Annotated in this window: 11 protein-coding genes; 7 read left to right on the top strand and 4 right to left on the bottom strand. The window is 66.9% G+C overall.

Annotated features, from left to right (window positions below; translation table 11 throughout):
* Window positions 1–176 precede the first annotated feature (176 nt).
* Window positions 177–3,536 carry an arabinosyltransferase domain-containing protein gene (locus J2S53_RS16930; protein WP_456241786.1) on the top strand — a complete coding sequence of 1,120 codons (3,360 nt, stop codon included), beginning with the start codon at window positions 177–179 and terminating at the stop codon, window positions 3,534–3,536.
* A 340-nt stretch (window positions 3,537–3,876) separates the two neighbouring features.
* Here the strand turns inward: J2S53_RS16930 and J2S53_RS16925 are convergent, their stop codons facing one another.
* Window positions 3,877–4,326, bottom strand: coding sequence for a GtrA family protein (locus tag J2S53_RS16925; protein ID WP_130468796.1), 450 nt, complete (start codon window positions 4,324–4,326; stop codon window positions 3,877–3,879).
* 211 nt (window positions 4,327–4,537) lie between these two features.
* Between J2S53_RS16925 and J2S53_RS16920 the strand changes: the two genes are divergently transcribed.
* From J2S53_RS16920 to J2S53_RS16900, 5 genes are all read left to right on the top strand, one after another.
* On the top strand, window positions 4,538–5,875 hold the full coding sequence (locus tag J2S53_RS16920; protein WP_456242817.1) for an FAD-binding protein: 1,338 nt from the start codon (window positions 4,538–4,540) through the stop codon (window positions 5,873–5,875).
* Entirely contained in the window at window positions 5,872–6,627 is a 756-nt protein-coding gene (locus J2S53_RS16915) for a decaprenylphospho-beta-D-erythro-pentofuranosid-2-ulose 2-reductase (RefSeq protein ID WP_456241785.1), read from the top strand. Before J2S53_RS16920 ends, J2S53_RS16915 begins: the two co-directional genes overlap by 4 nt.
* A gap of 359 nt (window positions 6,628–6,986) precedes the next feature.
* Window positions 6,987–9,269 (top strand): hypothetical protein, encoded by a 2,283-nt coding sequence (locus J2S53_RS16910; protein ID WP_456241784.1) that lies wholly within the window; start codon window positions 6,987–6,989, stop codon window positions 9,267–9,269.
* A gap of 240 nt (window positions 9,270–9,509) precedes the next feature.
* Window positions 9,510–10,355, top strand: a complete 846-nt coding sequence (locus J2S53_RS16905; RefSeq protein ID WP_456241783.1) for an LGFP repeat-containing protein — start codon at window positions 9,510–9,512, stop codon at window positions 10,353–10,355.
* 164 nt (window positions 10,356–10,519) lie between these two features.
* Window positions 10,520–11,116 (top strand): DUF2017 family protein, encoded by a 597-nt coding sequence (locus J2S53_RS16900; protein ID WP_456241782.1) that lies wholly within the window; start codon window positions 10,520–10,522, stop codon window positions 11,114–11,116.
* A 130-nt stretch (window positions 11,117–11,246) separates the two neighbouring features.
* On the opposite strand, the gene J2S53_RS16895 is transcribed toward J2S53_RS16900, so the two are convergent.
* Window positions 11,247–11,786, bottom strand: coding sequence for a nitroreductase family protein (locus J2S53_RS16895; RefSeq protein ID WP_456241781.1), 540 nt, complete (start codon window positions 11,784–11,786; stop codon window positions 11,247–11,249).
* A gap of 115 nt (window positions 11,787–11,901) precedes the next feature.
* On the opposite strand from J2S53_RS16895, the gene J2S53_RS16890 reads away from it, so the two are divergent.
* Window positions 11,902–12,378: a YbaK/EbsC family protein gene (locus J2S53_RS16890; RefSeq protein ID WP_456242816.1), complete on the top strand. Its 477-nt coding sequence runs from the start codon at window positions 11,902–11,904 to the stop codon at window positions 12,376–12,378.
* 522 nt (window positions 12,379–12,900) lie between these two features.
* Here the strand turns inward: J2S53_RS16890 and J2S53_RS16885 are convergent.
* Entirely contained in the window at window positions 12,901–14,157 is a 1,257-nt protein-coding gene (locus tag J2S53_RS16885) for a decaprenyl-phosphate phosphoribosyltransferase (protein WP_456241780.1), read from the bottom strand.
* Window positions 14,150–14,737, bottom strand: coding sequence for a phosphatase PAP2 family protein (locus J2S53_RS16880; protein WP_456241779.1), 588 nt, complete (start codon window positions 14,735–14,737; stop codon window positions 14,150–14,152). The genes J2S53_RS16885 and J2S53_RS16880 overlap by 8 nt, the downstream gene beginning before the upstream one ends.
* Window positions 14,738–14,851 lie beyond the last annotated feature (114 nt).

Raw genomic sequence — 14,851 nt, 5'->3', positions numbered from 1 at the left:
TCCGACCGCCACGCGGCCGGACCGGGAATCGGCGTACCGCCGGTTCGGCACCGCGCCGCCGGACATTGGACAAAACGGCGAAAAGCAGCTCGGGGACAATCGGCGCGACGTGTCAGGCGGCACATGCCGGTGATACCGCGAAACGGCGCCGCCTGAACACCTACTATTCTCCACTCGTGCTTAGCGTCGGGCGGAAAGAGGACGAGCGGCCCAATCGGGGAAACGGCTCCGGTGACACCGGAGGCCGTGATGCCGCGAACAACGCCGATTCCCGCAGACGTCTTCGGGTGATCGCGGCGGTGCTCGGAATAGTGGGAACGATCCTCTCGCTGTCGGTGCCGTTCCTGCCCGTCAAGCACGAGATCACCAACCTCAGCTGGCCCACGGCCGAGGGGACCGACCCGGTGTCCGCCCCGCTGGTCAGCTACTCACCGGTGGACCTGGAGTTCACCGCGCCGTGCGAGACCGCCCGCAGCCTGGACTCCAGAACCTCGGACTCGGCCAACGTGCTGAGCACGAATCCCCCCTCCTCCGAGTACGGCGACCTCACCGGCATGGTGTTACGCGTCGAGGACGGCGAGCTGACGCTGCTCTCGCGCGGGAGCCGACTCGGCAGCGCCACCATCCCGGACGGCAACTGCACGATCTCGGTGCGCTCCGACGGCTCGCGGACGGTCGCCAGCGTGGGCGACAAGCCACTGGCGAACGTTGCGGGCGAGGACCGGCGCCCGCAGCTGACCGGCATCTACTCCGATCTCGAGGAGCGGCAGGACCCGATCGACGAGGTGTCGTTCCGGGCACAGGTCGACACCCGGTGGTCCACCAGCGCGACGGTGTTCAAGTTCGTCGTCATCGGGTTGGCGATGCTGTGCTTCATCGGCTGCTTGGTCGTGATCCGCAGGCTCGACCGCCGCACCGGACGACGCGCTCCCAAACTGGTCCCGACCGGGTGGTGGAAACCCACGTGGCGGGACGCGTCGGTACTCGCGGCACTGATCGTCTGGTGGCTGATCGGGGCCATGACCTCCGATGACGGCTACATACTCTCGATAGCACGCTCCCGGGACAGCGCGGGCTACATCAGCAACTACTACCGCTGGTTCGGCGCTCCGGAATCCCCGTTCGGCTGGTTCTACGAGCTCTACTCGCAGTGGGTTCGGATCTCGGCCTCCACTCCTTGGATGCGGCTGCCCGCTCTGCTGATGGGCATCGCGAGCTGGCTGCTGATCAGCCGGGAACTGCTTCCCAGGCTCGGGCAGCAGGTTCGCCGCAGTCACGCGGCGGGCTGGGCCGCCGCCGCCGTTTTCCTGGCGTTCTGGATGCCTTACAACAACGGCCTCCGCCCCGAGCCGGTGGTCGTGCTGTTCTCGCTGCTCGCACTGGCCGGTGTGGAACGAGCGGTGGCCACGAAGCGCCTGCTGCCCGCGGCTGTCGGTCTGTTCGGGGCCGCGCTGGCGCTGGGGGCCAATCCGCACGGTCTGATGGCCGTGCTTCCCTTCGTGGTCGCGTTCAAACCGCTGTTCCGGATCGTCAGCCAACGGATCCGGGAGTTCGGCTGGCTGCCGACACTCGCCCCGATCTCGGCGTGCGGCTTCGCGATACTCAACATCGTCTACTGGGACCAGACCTGGCAGTCGGTGATCGAGTCGACCCAGCTGCGCGGTGAACTCGGCCCGAGTCTGAGCTGGTACCAGGAGGTGAGCCGCTACTCGCTGCTGTTCAGCCAGATCCCCGACGGATCGATGACCCGGCGGTTCCCGGTGCTGCTGGTGTTCCTGTGCCTGGTCACGTGCGCCGTGGTGCTGCTGCGACGCGGCCGTATCCGGGGCGCGGCACTCGGCCCGAGTCGCAGGCTGCTGGGGATGACGGCGCTGACGTTCTTCGTGCTGGTGCTCACGCCCACCAAGTGGACGCACCACTTCGGCATCTTCGCCTCGGTCGGCGGCGCCCTCGCGGCACTGACCGCGCTGGCGACCAGCGGCACGGTGCTGCGTTCACGACGCAACCGCGCCGCGTTCTTCGCGGGGCTGATGGCGATCTGCGCGCTGGCCGCCACCGGACCCAACGCCTGGTGGTACGTCTCGGGCTGGGGAATCCCCTGGCACAGCAAGCAGCCCTCCGTCCTCGGCTACAGCGCCAGCACCGTGCTGCTGGTCATCGCGGGGATCGCGCTGATCGTCGCGGTCATCGAGCACCTGCGGATCGACGAGCACCGGCCGCACGTGGTCGACCCACCGAAGCTCGACCGCAACGGCCGCACCGGCGTGGAGGGGCGCAGCCGCGCGCTGCGGCTGGGCACCGCTCCGCTCTCGGTGGTCTGCGCACTGCTCGTCATCGGGGAACTGGCCACCTTCGGCAAGGCGATCCAGAGCCAGTGGAACAGTTACAGCCTCGGCAAGGACTCGGCCAAGCAGCTGATGGGCAGCAGCTGCGGGCTGTCGGACTACGTGTACGTGGAGAAGGAACCCCTCAAGGGAATGCTGCGGGTCTCCGAGAAGCAACCCGACGATCCGATACCGGATGCCGAGGTTCCCGCCCGGCTGGAGTCCGAGGAGTCGCCGAAGGAGTACCTGGAGGCCAAGATGCGCGGTTTCCGACGCCACGGCCTGCCTCCCGACAACGACGAACCCCAGGGCAAGGACTGGAGCCCGCCCTACGACCTGGGCAGCGATGAAGCGCCGGTCTGGGGCAGCTACGACCCCCGGGGCGTCGTGACCGGCGAACTGCGCACCCAGTGGTACGACCTGCCGGAACGTGCCCGCAAGGGCAACGTCCCGGTGGTGATCACCCTGGCGGGCAAGGTGAACGATGCGAACAAGCTCTACGTGGAGTTCGGCAAGCGGACCGAGGACGGCTTCGAGGTGACGGACCGCCGCCGCGTGGTTACAGCTCCCGAAACCGAGTGGCGGGACGCTCGGATCAGTGTGAACGGCAGGGCCGAGGGAGCGGAGCAGGCCCGCGTGGTGGCGGTCGACCAGTCCCTCGGCGAAGACGGTTGGCTCGCCTTCAGCGCCCCCAGGGCGCCCCGACTGACGAACATGACCGACTTCATCGGCGACGCACCCGCGTTCGTGGAATGGACGGCCGCCTTCCAGCATCCGTGTCTGAACCTGCCGAACATCAGCCACGGGATCGCGGAGGTACCGCGCTTCCGGATCAGCGCCGGTGGCAGCCTGCGTTCGGTCGGCCAGGCGTGGTCCTCCCCCGACGCGGCGGGCCCGTTCGGCTGGCTCAACGTCACCAGCAGCATGCGCGAGATGCCGACCTACCTACGCGGCAACATCCACCGGGACTGGGGAACGCTCTACGCCGTGGACCGGTACCGCCCGGCGGCCTTACCCGCCCAGACGGCCATGAACATCGAGGAGGAGACCCACTGGGGCACCTGGAGCCCGGGACCGATGAGCAGACCGGTGCAGCTGCCCGGTGACGTCCCCAGTTCGGACGACCGCAACGACACCTCCGCGGAGGAGGAGTTCGACGGCGACGAGATCGGGCACGTCGACGGCTCCGCCAACCGGCGCGGAAGCCAGTAGGCTTTGACGGCTCGGGCGGAGTAGCTGATCGCTTGGCGGAACCTCTGGCACGGCTCTCGCTCCGGGGAGGCCCGACATCGGGTAGCGATCTACACAACGTCGGGCCTTCCTCGCGAGAGCCGCACCGGAGAACCCGCGGCGGTGCCGACGGCGAGAGTGGTCGGAGTGCCGCCTGCGGGCGTGGTGGGAGCTCGGCCCTGCGTCGTAGCGGCGCGGCGATTTCGCGAGAAATCGACGGAGGCGGGGACACCCCGCTGCGTCGCTCACGGTTGCTTCCCGACGGCGGTGCCGGGCCGGCGATTTCGCGAGAAATCGACGGAGCTCCGAGGTCAGGGGCGGTTCACTCGCGGAAGACGACCCAGCGCAACAGCACGAAATTGATCGCGGTACCCAGTCCCTGGCCCGCCAACCAGCACACGGTCCACTTGAGCTGCGCCCCGTAGTGGAAGCCGAACTCGGGCAGCAGCAGGAACAACAGCTGGTTGGTGCCGATGTTGACCAGGAAGGTCACCACGTAGACCAGCACGAATCCCCCGGCCTTCGCCTTGGTGTTGCCGGTGTTGGCACCGGCGAAGGTGAGTCTTCGGTTCGCGACGTAGGAGGCGCTGGTCCCCAGCACGAACGCCAGGGTTCGGGCCGCCCAGTTCGGCAGGTCCAGCGCGAGCAGCGTCATGTACGAGCCGTAGTCCAGCAGCGCACAGAAGACGCCGATGAGTCCGAAACGGATGAGCTGCTCGACTATCCCCAGCTTCTTGGTATCAGGTTCGGCGGTGCTTTCGGCCACGGCCACTCGTTCACCTCGGCTGTCACGACGACACTTAAGCGGGAACCGGGCCGAGCGGCAATCAATCCGCCCACGCGTCACCCGCCGCCCCTGACTCACAGGCAAGTGTAGCCACTCGACCGGTCAAGCGGGGTGGGGCCGGGTTTCACCCGGCGCTGCCGTGCCACGGTACGCAGCTAGACTCGTCACAGTGGGATCGGTTAACAACGAGCAACGGATGCTGACGGGCTGGGGACGTACCGCCCCCACCATGGCCGAGGTGGTCAGCACACCGGATGTCGAGACAATCGCCCGTGCCGTGCGCGAGGCCGGCCCACGCGGGGTGATCGCCAGAGGTCTCGGCCGCAGCTACGGCGACCCGGCGCAGAACGCCGGTGGGACCGTCATCGACATGACCGCGCTCGACCGGATCCACACGATCGACGTCGACAACGCGGTCGTCGACGTGGACGCGGGTGTGTCCCTGGACACCTTGATGCGCAGGCTGATCCCGCACGGCCTGTGGCCACCGGTGCTCCCCGGCACCCGGCAGGTGACCATCGGTGGGGCCATCGGGGCGGACATCCACGGCAAGAATCACCACTCGCAGGGGTCGTTCGGCAGCCACGTGATCTCGTTGGACCTGCTGACGGCGGACGGCGAGGTGCGCACCCTGACTCCCGAGTCCGATTCGGCCGAGCTGTTCTGGGCCACGGTCGGCGGCATGGGGATGACCGGGATCGTCCTCCGAGCCACCATTCGCCTCAAACGGGTGGAAACGGCCTACTTCGTGGTCGACAACATCCGAACCCGGAATCTGGACGAGCTGCTCGAACACTTCACGGACGGTTCCGACGACGATTACGTGTATTCGGTCGCCTGGTTCGACTCGTTGGCGCGGGGCGACCGGATGGGACGCGCACTGCTCACCCGTGGCAATCCGGCCACCCTCGACGAACTCCCGAAAAAACTGCGGAAGAATCCGCTCGGATTCGACGCCCCCCAATTGATGACGGCACCGCCGGTATTTCCGAACGGGTTGGTGAACAAGTACACCATCACCGCCTTCAACGAGGTCTGGTACCGCAAAGCACCTACGAAGTACGGCTCGGTACAGAACATCACGCAGTTCTTCCACCCGCTCGACCTGGTCGGCGAGTGGAACCGCGTGTACGGTTCCAACGGTTTTCTGCAGTACCAGTTCATGGTCCCGTTCGGCCAGGAACAGATGTTCCGCCGCTCGATCGACAAGATCAGCGCTTCGGGACACGTCTCGTTCCTGAACGTCCTCAAGACGTTCGGCCCGGGAAACGCGGCACCGATGTCCTTCCCGGACAAGGGCTGGACGCTAACCGTCGACATCCCGGTCACACCGGGGCTCGATCGGCTGTGCCGGGATCTGGACGAAATGGTGTTGGAGGCCGGTGGCAGGCTTTACCTCGCCAAGGAGTCCCGCACCACTCCCGAGATGATCGAGCGCATGTACCCGCGTATCGACGAGTGGCGCAAGACGCGTGCCGCGGTCGACCCCGAAGGAATCTTCCGTTCCGACCTGGCCAGGAGGCTGAACCTGTGATCGATGCGGTTGGCAACCCCCAGTCCCTGCTGCTGCTCGGCGGCACCTCGGACATCGCGCTGGCCACCGCCGAGCGCTACGCGCGAGAGCGTCCACTTCGGATAGTGCTGGCCGCGCGTCCCTCCGACCGGCTGGAAGCGGCGGCGGAGCGGCTGCGCGAGACGGGCAGCACGGTTACCACGGTCCCGTTCGACGCCCGCAAGCCCGAGACCCACGCGGAAACCCTGGACAAGGCCTTCGGCGAGGGAGACATCGATATCAGCATCGTCGCGTTCGGCATGCTGGGCGACCAGGAGAAACTCTGGACCGATGTGACGGCCGCGCAGGAGATGGCCGAGATCAACTACGTGGCCCCGGTGACGGTGGGAGTACTGCTCGCCGAACACCTGCGCAAGCAGGGGCACGGCCACATCGTCGCGCTCTCCTCCGTCGCGGGGGAACGGGTACGTCGGTCCAACTTCGCCTACGGCTCCGCCAAGGCGGGCATGGACGGGTTCTACACCGGCCTGACCGAGGCGCTGCGCCCCTCCGGAATCAAGGTGACGGTGGTGCGCCCCGGCCACGTCAAGTCGAAGATGACCGAGGGGCTCAAGGAGGCGCCGCTGGCGCAGACTCCCGAGCAGGTCGCGGAAATCGTCGTGAACTCGGTGCGCAAGGGCAAGGAGCTGGTGTGGGCACCGGCGCAGTTCCGTTACGTGATGAGCGTGCTGCGTCATCTGCCACGCGCGGTGTTCCGCAGACTCCCGTTCTGAACCCGCTTGTCGATACGTCACGGTTTCCGGCTGCTCCGACCGGACAGCACAACCGTCACGCGGCTTACCGACTTCGCCCGGTGCGTGTTCTCGTCGAACGCGTACCGGGCGAAGTCGTCCGCGGTCGACTGCGCACCGCGACCCGATTCCGCTGAGCACGGCCGCGAGGCATGACACAGTTTCCCCGTTCGGCGAGACTCGATGCCCAGCGCGATGAACAATCACGACCGATCGTGATGACGAAAACATGGAATGTAATCCGGCTCACCGTGTTACATCCCGCGGCAAGACGATTGCACGGGTAAATTCGACTGCGAAACGATAACAGGACGCGACAGTCACGCCCCTTTCGTCCGATCATGGAACGAGACCTGAAAGGGGAAATAGTGACGGTCAAGAATCTTGTGGGGCGCGCTGTCGCGCTGAGCACGGCAGCCGCCCTGGTCACGGCCGCTCCCGCGGCCGGAGCGACCGAACAGTCCGAGCAGAGCACGCCGACCACCCAGTCGAGCCAGCAGGCCGACTCCGGTGACGACTCCGCCCAGAACGAGGCGGGGAGCGAATCCGGAACGGGGACGAGCTCCTCGGACTCTGGGGACGACACTTCCGACGACGACTCCGGATCGAGCGACGCCTCGGGCTCCGGCGACAGTTCCACCGATGACTCCGGTTCCGATAGCGGTTCCACCGACGAGTCCGGTTCCACCGACGAGTCCGGTTCCACCGACGAGTCCGGTTCCACCGACGAGTCCGGTTCCACCGACGAGTCCGGTTCCACCGACGAGTCCGGTTCCACCGACGGCTCCGGGTCGAACGACTCGGAGTCCGGTGCTGACACCGGCTCCGGCAGCGAATCGGATAGTGACACCGGCTCCGGAGACAACGGCGACGGTTCCGCGGACGATGGCGACCAGACCGATGAGGGTCCCGGCGCGGGCAAGATCGACGAGTACTACCAGAACCTCAGCTCCGACGAGCAGCAGCGGCTGGGAGAGCCGGTGGGTGAGGAGCAGGTCGTCAGCGACTCGCTCCGTTACCAGAAGTACGACAACGCCCGGATCTACTGGTCGGCCGAGCAGGGCGTGCACTCCGTCTCGGGTGCCGTGCTCGACGCCTTCGTGAAGGCTGGCGGGCACGAGGTACTGGGTGTGCCCACCACCAACGTGCTCACCGACGACCTGGGAACCCCCTACGGCGAGTTCATGAGCTCCGAGCGGGGAACGAGCGCGATCTACGCGCCGGAGGACGCGGAAGCCCACGTGCTCGGTGAGCCCGTGCTGCGGAAGTGGCGCGCCGAAGGCGGCGGTAGCCAGCTGGGTTACCCGACCACCGACACCGCCGCGACAGCGGACGGCCGGGGTCAGTACAGCGAGTTCGCCAACGGCGGCGTCATCTACTGGACCGCCGAGACGCAGGCCCACGTGCTGCAGGGCAAGATCCTGGCGAAGTGGGAGGAGACCGGTGGTGGAGAGGGCCCGCTGGGTTACCCGACCACCGACACCACGGCCACACCGGACAACACCGGCCAGTACAACCACTTCGAGAACAACGGCTCGATCTACTCGTCGGAACAAACCGGCGCACACACCATCCAAGGCGCCATCCGGGACAAGTGGGCATCCACCAACTGGGAACGCGGCCCGCTCGGCTACCCCACCACCGACACCACCAACACACCGGACAACACCGGCCAGTACAACCACTTCGAGAACAACGGCTCGATCTACTCGTCGGAACAAACCGGCGCACACACCATCCAAGGCGCCATCTACGACAAGTGGGCCTCCACGGGCTGGGAACGCGGCCCCCTGGGCTACCCCACCACCGACACCACGGCCACACCGGACAACACCGGCCAGTACAACCACTTCGAGAACAACGGCTCGATCTACTGGACGGAACAAACCGGCGCACACACCATCCAAGGCGCTATCCGGGACAAGTGGGCCTCCACGGGCTGGGAACGCGGCCCGCTGGGCTACCCCACCACCGACGAGCAGAGCGCCGCGGATGGTAAGGGCAGCTACATCGAGTTCGCCGGAAGCGATGGCGGCGCCATCTACTCGGCCTCGGAGGGCGCCTGGATAGAAGAATTCGGGGCCACGCACGCCGTCTACGGCGCCATCTACGACAAGTGGATGGCGAGCGGCGGGGTCAACGGACCGTTGGGGTACCCGATCACCGACGAGCTCATCGGTTACGGGGACGGCTCCGGAAGGTTCAACCTCTTCAGCGGGCAGAACAATATGTTCGCCATGGTCGCCTGGAGTCAGGCGACCCAGGCGCATTCCCTGCAGGGAGGGATCGCCTCGAAGTACCTGCTGGAGGAGGGTGGGCCGGGCGGAGCCCTCGGTTACCCGACCACCGATCAGCGCATCACACCGGACGGGCAGGCCGCCTACAACCACTTCAACGGTGCGGGCGGCAGCTCGATCTACTTCAGCAAGAGCGTCGGCAGTGCGCACACCGTCTACGGGGGTATCCGTGACCGGTGGCAGCAGCTGGGTTGGGAGCGTTCCTACCTCGGCTACCCCACCAGCGATGAGATGACCACTGAGAACGGTGATCGCAGGGTGAACTTCCAGGGGGGCTACGTCATCTACTCCCCGGAGACCGGTGAGATCGTCGACCGGCCGTGGTGACCGAATCGGTCACACCGGGCTGAGCAACCGAGAGGTGTGACGCTCCGAGATTCCAGAAGGGCCTTCCGGATCCGCTCCGGAAGGCCCTTCGTTATCTCGAACAGGTGAAATACCGGGATTGGCCGCGTGATCGAGCGTGTCCGTGCCACAGCTCCCGCCCACCCGCTCCCAAGCTGGGCATCGTTCGGAGTTCGCCGAGCTGAACAGGAGCATCCCGTGTTTTCCGGAAACGGTTCGATCTTGCGTAGAGCGGTGGCCGGTGCGGCCACCATGCTCGCGGCCACACTGTCGCTGGGGCTGTCCGGCACCGCGAGCGGCGACGTGGACACTCCCCGCGCGGAACAACAGACCCAGACCGAACAGCAGTCCCAGGCGGAGGAACAGCCCCAGAAGGCGTCGTCCGCCGAATTCACCCCCATCGAACACCGGTACTGGAACGATCCGAAGCTGCGTAAGCTGCTCGGTCACCCCGTGGACACCGAGTACCACAAGGACGGGATCTCCTACCAGCAGTTCAAGAACGGCTGGATGTACCACACCGACGACACCGGCACGCACGAAGTGCACGGTGCCATCGCGGACCGCTACACCGAGGTGGGCACACACGAAACCTACGGTGTCCCCACCACCGACGAGCTGAAGACTCCGGACGGCAAGGGGCGTTACAACCACTTCACGGGAACCGATGCGATCGGGGTCGCCTCGATCTACTGGACCCCGAAGACCGGCGCGCAGGGAATCTGGGGACCGCCGAGGCAATTCTGGGCCAAGAACGGCTACGAACGCGGTTTTCTGAACTACCCGACCTCCACCACCACGGACACTCCCGGTGGCAAGGGGATCTACACGCATTTCCGCGGCGCGGACCACCACGGGGCCTCCGTGTACTGGAGCGAGAAGACCGGCGCTCACTCGGTGAAGGGCGCGATCCGTGCCCATTGGCTGAAGCTCGGCGCCGAGAAATCGTGGCTGGGTTTTCCCAAGTCCAACGAGTACGGCGTCAAAAACGGGCGGCGTAGCGATTTCCAGCACGGCTACATCGTCTGGAACTCCAAGACCGGCAAGACCAAGGTGCACCGTTACTGATCCGAGTTTTCCACCGGGTTGCCGACCTGGTCTCCTCCGGCGCGGAAGCGCCGGGGGAGGCCGGGCAACGGGCGGAGAACGCCGTTCGCTATCGCATCGTGGATGCGGTTGTGACTCCCGTCGAGTCGGCTGCGAGAATCGACTGTGGATTCGGGGCCGGGGCGATGGGAGACTCGGATATGGCCGTGAAGTGCTCCATTGTGGATAACACGCTGGTCGCTGAGTTCGATTCGACCATGTTCAAGTGGCTACGCGCTTCACTGCCACGATATCGGGAACTCGTCCAGGGAAGGTTGGACGAATACCGCGAATACGACTGGCTATGTGAGCGGCTCTCGTTGCCGTTGCCGGTCACACCACTGGACTCGACCATGCTCCGCGCGCTGCGCGACAGTTGGTGCGATCCCGTGGACGACGACGCGTTGCGCGGTTGGCTGGAGGCCGATCTGATCAATCGGCTCCGGGAGGACGCGGACGTCGTGTTGCGCACCCTGCCCGCCACGGGCGAACGGTTGGTGCTGCACAACGCCGAGCAGGTCGAGGCGTGGTTCTGGGTACTGGTGAACATGCGCATCGCCTACGGCGTGGAACACGGCGTGCTCGGCCCCGGTTGCGCCCCCATCGACGAGCACTTCGACAAGACCGCGGACTGGAACGATCCGCTCACGCCCGCCCGGTTCGCCGTGTGGTGGATGCAGAATGTCGCGGACGTGCTGCGCAAGGTTTCCGGGCAACCCCTGCCGGAGTACTCCTACTACTGACAGGTACTACTGGCAGGTACGACTGGCAGGGTTCGCGGCTCGGTTCGCGCTGGTGGACCGGTGGCCGTTGCTTGCTGCGACACCTTCCGCGTCGAGCCGCTGTCGAACGGCGCTCACTCCCCGATCAGGCTCATTCCCCCGACCAGAGGGCGTCCAACGGTAACCTGCCCTGCGGAATCGCGGATCTGCCGAGAGGCGCCGGCGCGGGCCAACCCAACGCGATCCCGGTACGCACCGACCACGGCTCCTCGAACCCGGCGATCGCGGTGGCCCGTTCGGCGTTGGCCGCGGGGAAGAACGTCGCCGGGCAGCAGCCGAGTCCGAACGCGCCCGCCGCCGCGATGAGCGTCTGTGCGAACCTGCCCCCGTCGAACTCGGCGTCCGCCCCGCCGCGATCCAACGCCAGCAGGAGCACCACAGGTGCCTGTGCGAGGTGCAGGGCGTAGTCGCCGCAGCGTCCCAGTTCGGCACGAATGTCCGCGTCGCGAACGGTGTGCACCCGCCACGGTTGGCGATTACGCGCGGAGCCCGTCCAACGGGCCACCTCGAGTATCCGGCGCAGATCCGTCGCGGTCACCTCGGCATCGGTGAACCAGCGGCTGGCGCGCAACCCGCGCAGCAGCTCCAACGACTCCGGGAAAAGGGCACCACGCCCGGGTGATTCGGTCACGATCGAAGTATGGTGCGCTAGGGTTCGAACTGTCGCGAGAGGTCGGCCCAATGCGCCGAAAAACCGTACGGAGGTTCGCCGCGTGCAATCGGAGACGACCGCGTCCTCGGAGAGCATGCTCCCCGAACGCAGCAAAGAGGTAGCCCGTCGGCTCCGGGCAGTTGGTGTGCCGGGCGAGATCCGGGAAATGCCGGGATCGACCAGGACCGCCGCCGATGCCGCTGCCGCACTCGGCTGCGAGACGGGCGCTATCGCGGGCAGCCTGGTCTTCCTCTCCGGTGAGGAGCCGGTCCTGGTGCTGACCAGTGGGCGTCACCGGGTGGACACGGAAGCGCTGGCCCTGCGACTGGGTTGGCAACCGCTCATCCGCGCCAAGCCGGAGCAGGTTCGTCGGGCCACCGGTCAGGCGATCGGCGGGGTGGCTCCGCTGGGACATCCCGAAGCGCTGCCGACGGTGGTCGACAGCGCACTGGCGGACTACGAACGGGTCTGGGCAGCGGGCGGTACGCCCCGCACGGTGTTTCCCACCACCCACGACGAGCTGCTGCGGATAACCGAGGGCCGATCCCTGCAGGTCGCCTCGGAAGAGTGAACAGTACCCGCACCGGCCCGCGTCGATTTCCCGCGAAATCGCCGAGCCGTTGGGCGAGGGCCCGGTGCGTACGGCGGTCCGGTCTGGGGTGGCCGTCGATTTCCCGCGAAATCGCCGTCCCCGGTACCGCCCGTCGGTACGCGACCGTGCGGATAAGCAGCGCGGGTGTCCCCGGTGCTCAACCCCTACCGCTCTCGCAGTCGGCACCGCCGCGGGTTCTCTCGTGCGGCTCTCGCGAGGACGCCGGAGACGTTGTGTAGGTCGCTACCCGATGTCGCCGGAACCGCAGCGAGAGCCGTGCGAGAGGTTCCGCCACGAAACCAGCTACGGCAGCCGAGTCGCGAGGCCGCACCACTCGCCTTCCCACGTGAGCAGCGCGCGTGTCCCCGGTGCGTGAGTCGGATGCATTGCGAGGCCGGGCCGCTCGCCGCGTAGGTCGCTACTCAAGAGCCGGCCCAACGCGGCAAGGCGCCGACTCACGTGACGGCTACCCGACCACGCACTCCACTCTCACGGTGACTGTCAGAGGTAGAAGGCGAGGAAGAGGCATCCGGCGAGGATGCCGAACAGTACCAGCAGCACCTTGTCCTTGAGTGCCACTTCCTCCGGCTCACCGGCCACGCCCTTGTCCACGTCCACCGCGTAACGCAGGATGCCGATCACGAAGGGAATGATCGACACCACTCCCCAGATCGAGTTGTCCTGCTGCCGGATGTCGTAGGCCCACATGCTGTAGGACATGATCATGATCGCGGCCGAGATGGCCCAGACGAACCGCAGGTACGAGGCGGAGTAGGCCCGCAGCGACTTGCGGATCTTGGCTCCGGTCTCGTTGGCGAGCTTGACCTCCGCGTAGCGCTTGCCCGCCACCATGAACAGCGAGCCGAAAGCGACCACGATGTAGAACCACTGGGTGATCTCCAGCCCGGCGGCGGCGCCACCCGCCACCGCGCGCAGCAGGAAGCCGGAGGCCACTATGCACAGGTCGATCACCGGCTGGTGCTTGAGTCCGAAGCAGTAGCCGAGCTGCACGGCGACGTAGACGGCCATCACCGCCAACAGCCCCATGCTCATCAGGCCGGATATGACCAGTGAGCCGACCAGCAGCAACCCGCACACCGCGTAGGCCACCGGCAGCGGAATCAACCCCGCCGCGATCGGCCGGTTTCGTTTGGTCGGGTGCGCCCGGTCCGACTCGACGTCGAGAGCGTCGTTGATGAAGTAGATTCCCGAAGCGGCCATCGAGAAGACCACGAAGGCCACGGCCGCGTCGAGCAGGGTCGGAACCGCCCACAGCTCGCCCGCGCTGAACGGTGCGGCCAGCACCAGGATGTTCTTGACCCACTGCTTCGGCCGCAGTTCCTTGAGCAGGCCGTTGAACAGCCCGGTCGGAGTTCCCGCGGCGGCGACCACCCTCGCGTGGTAGGCGTCCGAGGACTTGTCCTGGCGCGATCCCTCGGCGGTCGTTTCCCCCGCCGAGTCCGTGGTCGCCGTGCCTCCGGTGAACCGGTCCTCCAACGCACCGGCCTCACCACCCGCCTCCGAACCGATCAGTCCTTCGGAGTCGGCCCGCACGGCCTCCTCGGTGCCCGCGGGGTCCGCATCGGCGGTCGAGGGCTCGGCATCACGTTCGGTCTCGGCTTCCCGTTCGGTGGTGGCGGTGTCGACGCCGCCACCGGAAGCGGGGGTCGTCACCGACCGTTCGGACCGCTGTCCGTCGTTGGTTCCCGGAGTGCTCTCCTCCGGGGACCGTGAATCGACCTCGTTCCTGTCAGCCACGGTTCCTCCGCCGCTCGACGTATCGACGTACGCCCAGTGCGACCGCACCACCGAGCCCCGAGCCGACGAGCACGTCACTCGGATAGTGAACACCGAGCACCAGGCGGCTGACCATCATCGGCGGCACCACCACCGGCCCCAGCCCGCGTCCGAGCAACCTGCCGTAGAGAATCGCGGCCGTGGTCGTCGAAGTGGCGTGCGAGGAGGGGAAACTCAACCGGCTGGGGGTGTCGACCAGCACCCGGATACCCGGATCCCCGGGGCGTTGGCGCCGCACAAGACGCTTGACCGCGATCGAGGCACCGTGCGAAGCGGCGACACCGGCCGCCGCCAACACCCACTCACGACGACGGCGGCGGTCCGTGATCGCCCCGACCGCCCCGACCGCCAACCAGCCGAGTGCGTGGTCACCGAATTTGGACATACCCTTGGCAACGGTAACGACCGGCCGTTCCGCCAGCACGCTCTGGACACGGCGCACCGCGGTGGTCTCGGCCGTGACCGCAGCGGGCGGTTTCTCCTCCGTGGCCTGCTCCGGCCCCGTCGGCTCGGTGGCCACGGTGGTCAGCTCTGCGTCCACTTCGTCTCCGGCTCCCTCTCCTGCCGAGGTGCGTCCACTCCGGGCGCCCGTCCGGGACCGGTGTTCCGGTCCCGGATCCGCGCAGCCGACAGTGCCCGACACTCGGGTTCACTT

The sequence above is a fragment of the Actinopolyspora lacussalsi genome, from assembly GCA_030803735.1.
Taxonomy (GTDB): Bacteria; Actinomycetota; Actinomycetes; order Mycobacteriales; family Pseudonocardiaceae; genus Actinopolyspora; species Actinopolyspora lacussalsi.
The sequence above is the reverse complement of the archived record's forward strand: the minus strand, read 5'-3'. Positions and strand labels throughout refer to the sequence as shown.

Excerpts from the sequence above, each read along its gene's own strand:
- J2S53_RS16920 (WP_456242817.1), top strand. The coding sequence starts at position 4,538 with ATGCTGACGGGCTGGGGACGTACCGCCCCCACCATGGCCGAGGTGGTC.
- J2S53_RS16910 (WP_456241784.1), top strand. The coding sequence starts at position 6,987 with ATGGAACGAGACCTGAAAGGGGAAATAGTGACGGTCAAGAATCTTGTG.
- J2S53_RS16900 (WP_456241782.1), top strand. The coding sequence starts at position 10,520 with ATGGGAGACTCGGATATGGCCGTGAAGTGCTCCATTGTGGATAACACG.
- J2S53_RS16890 (WP_456242816.1), top strand. The coding sequence starts at position 11,902 with ATGCTCCCCGAACGCAGCAAAGAGGTAGCCCGTCGGCTCCGGGCAGTT.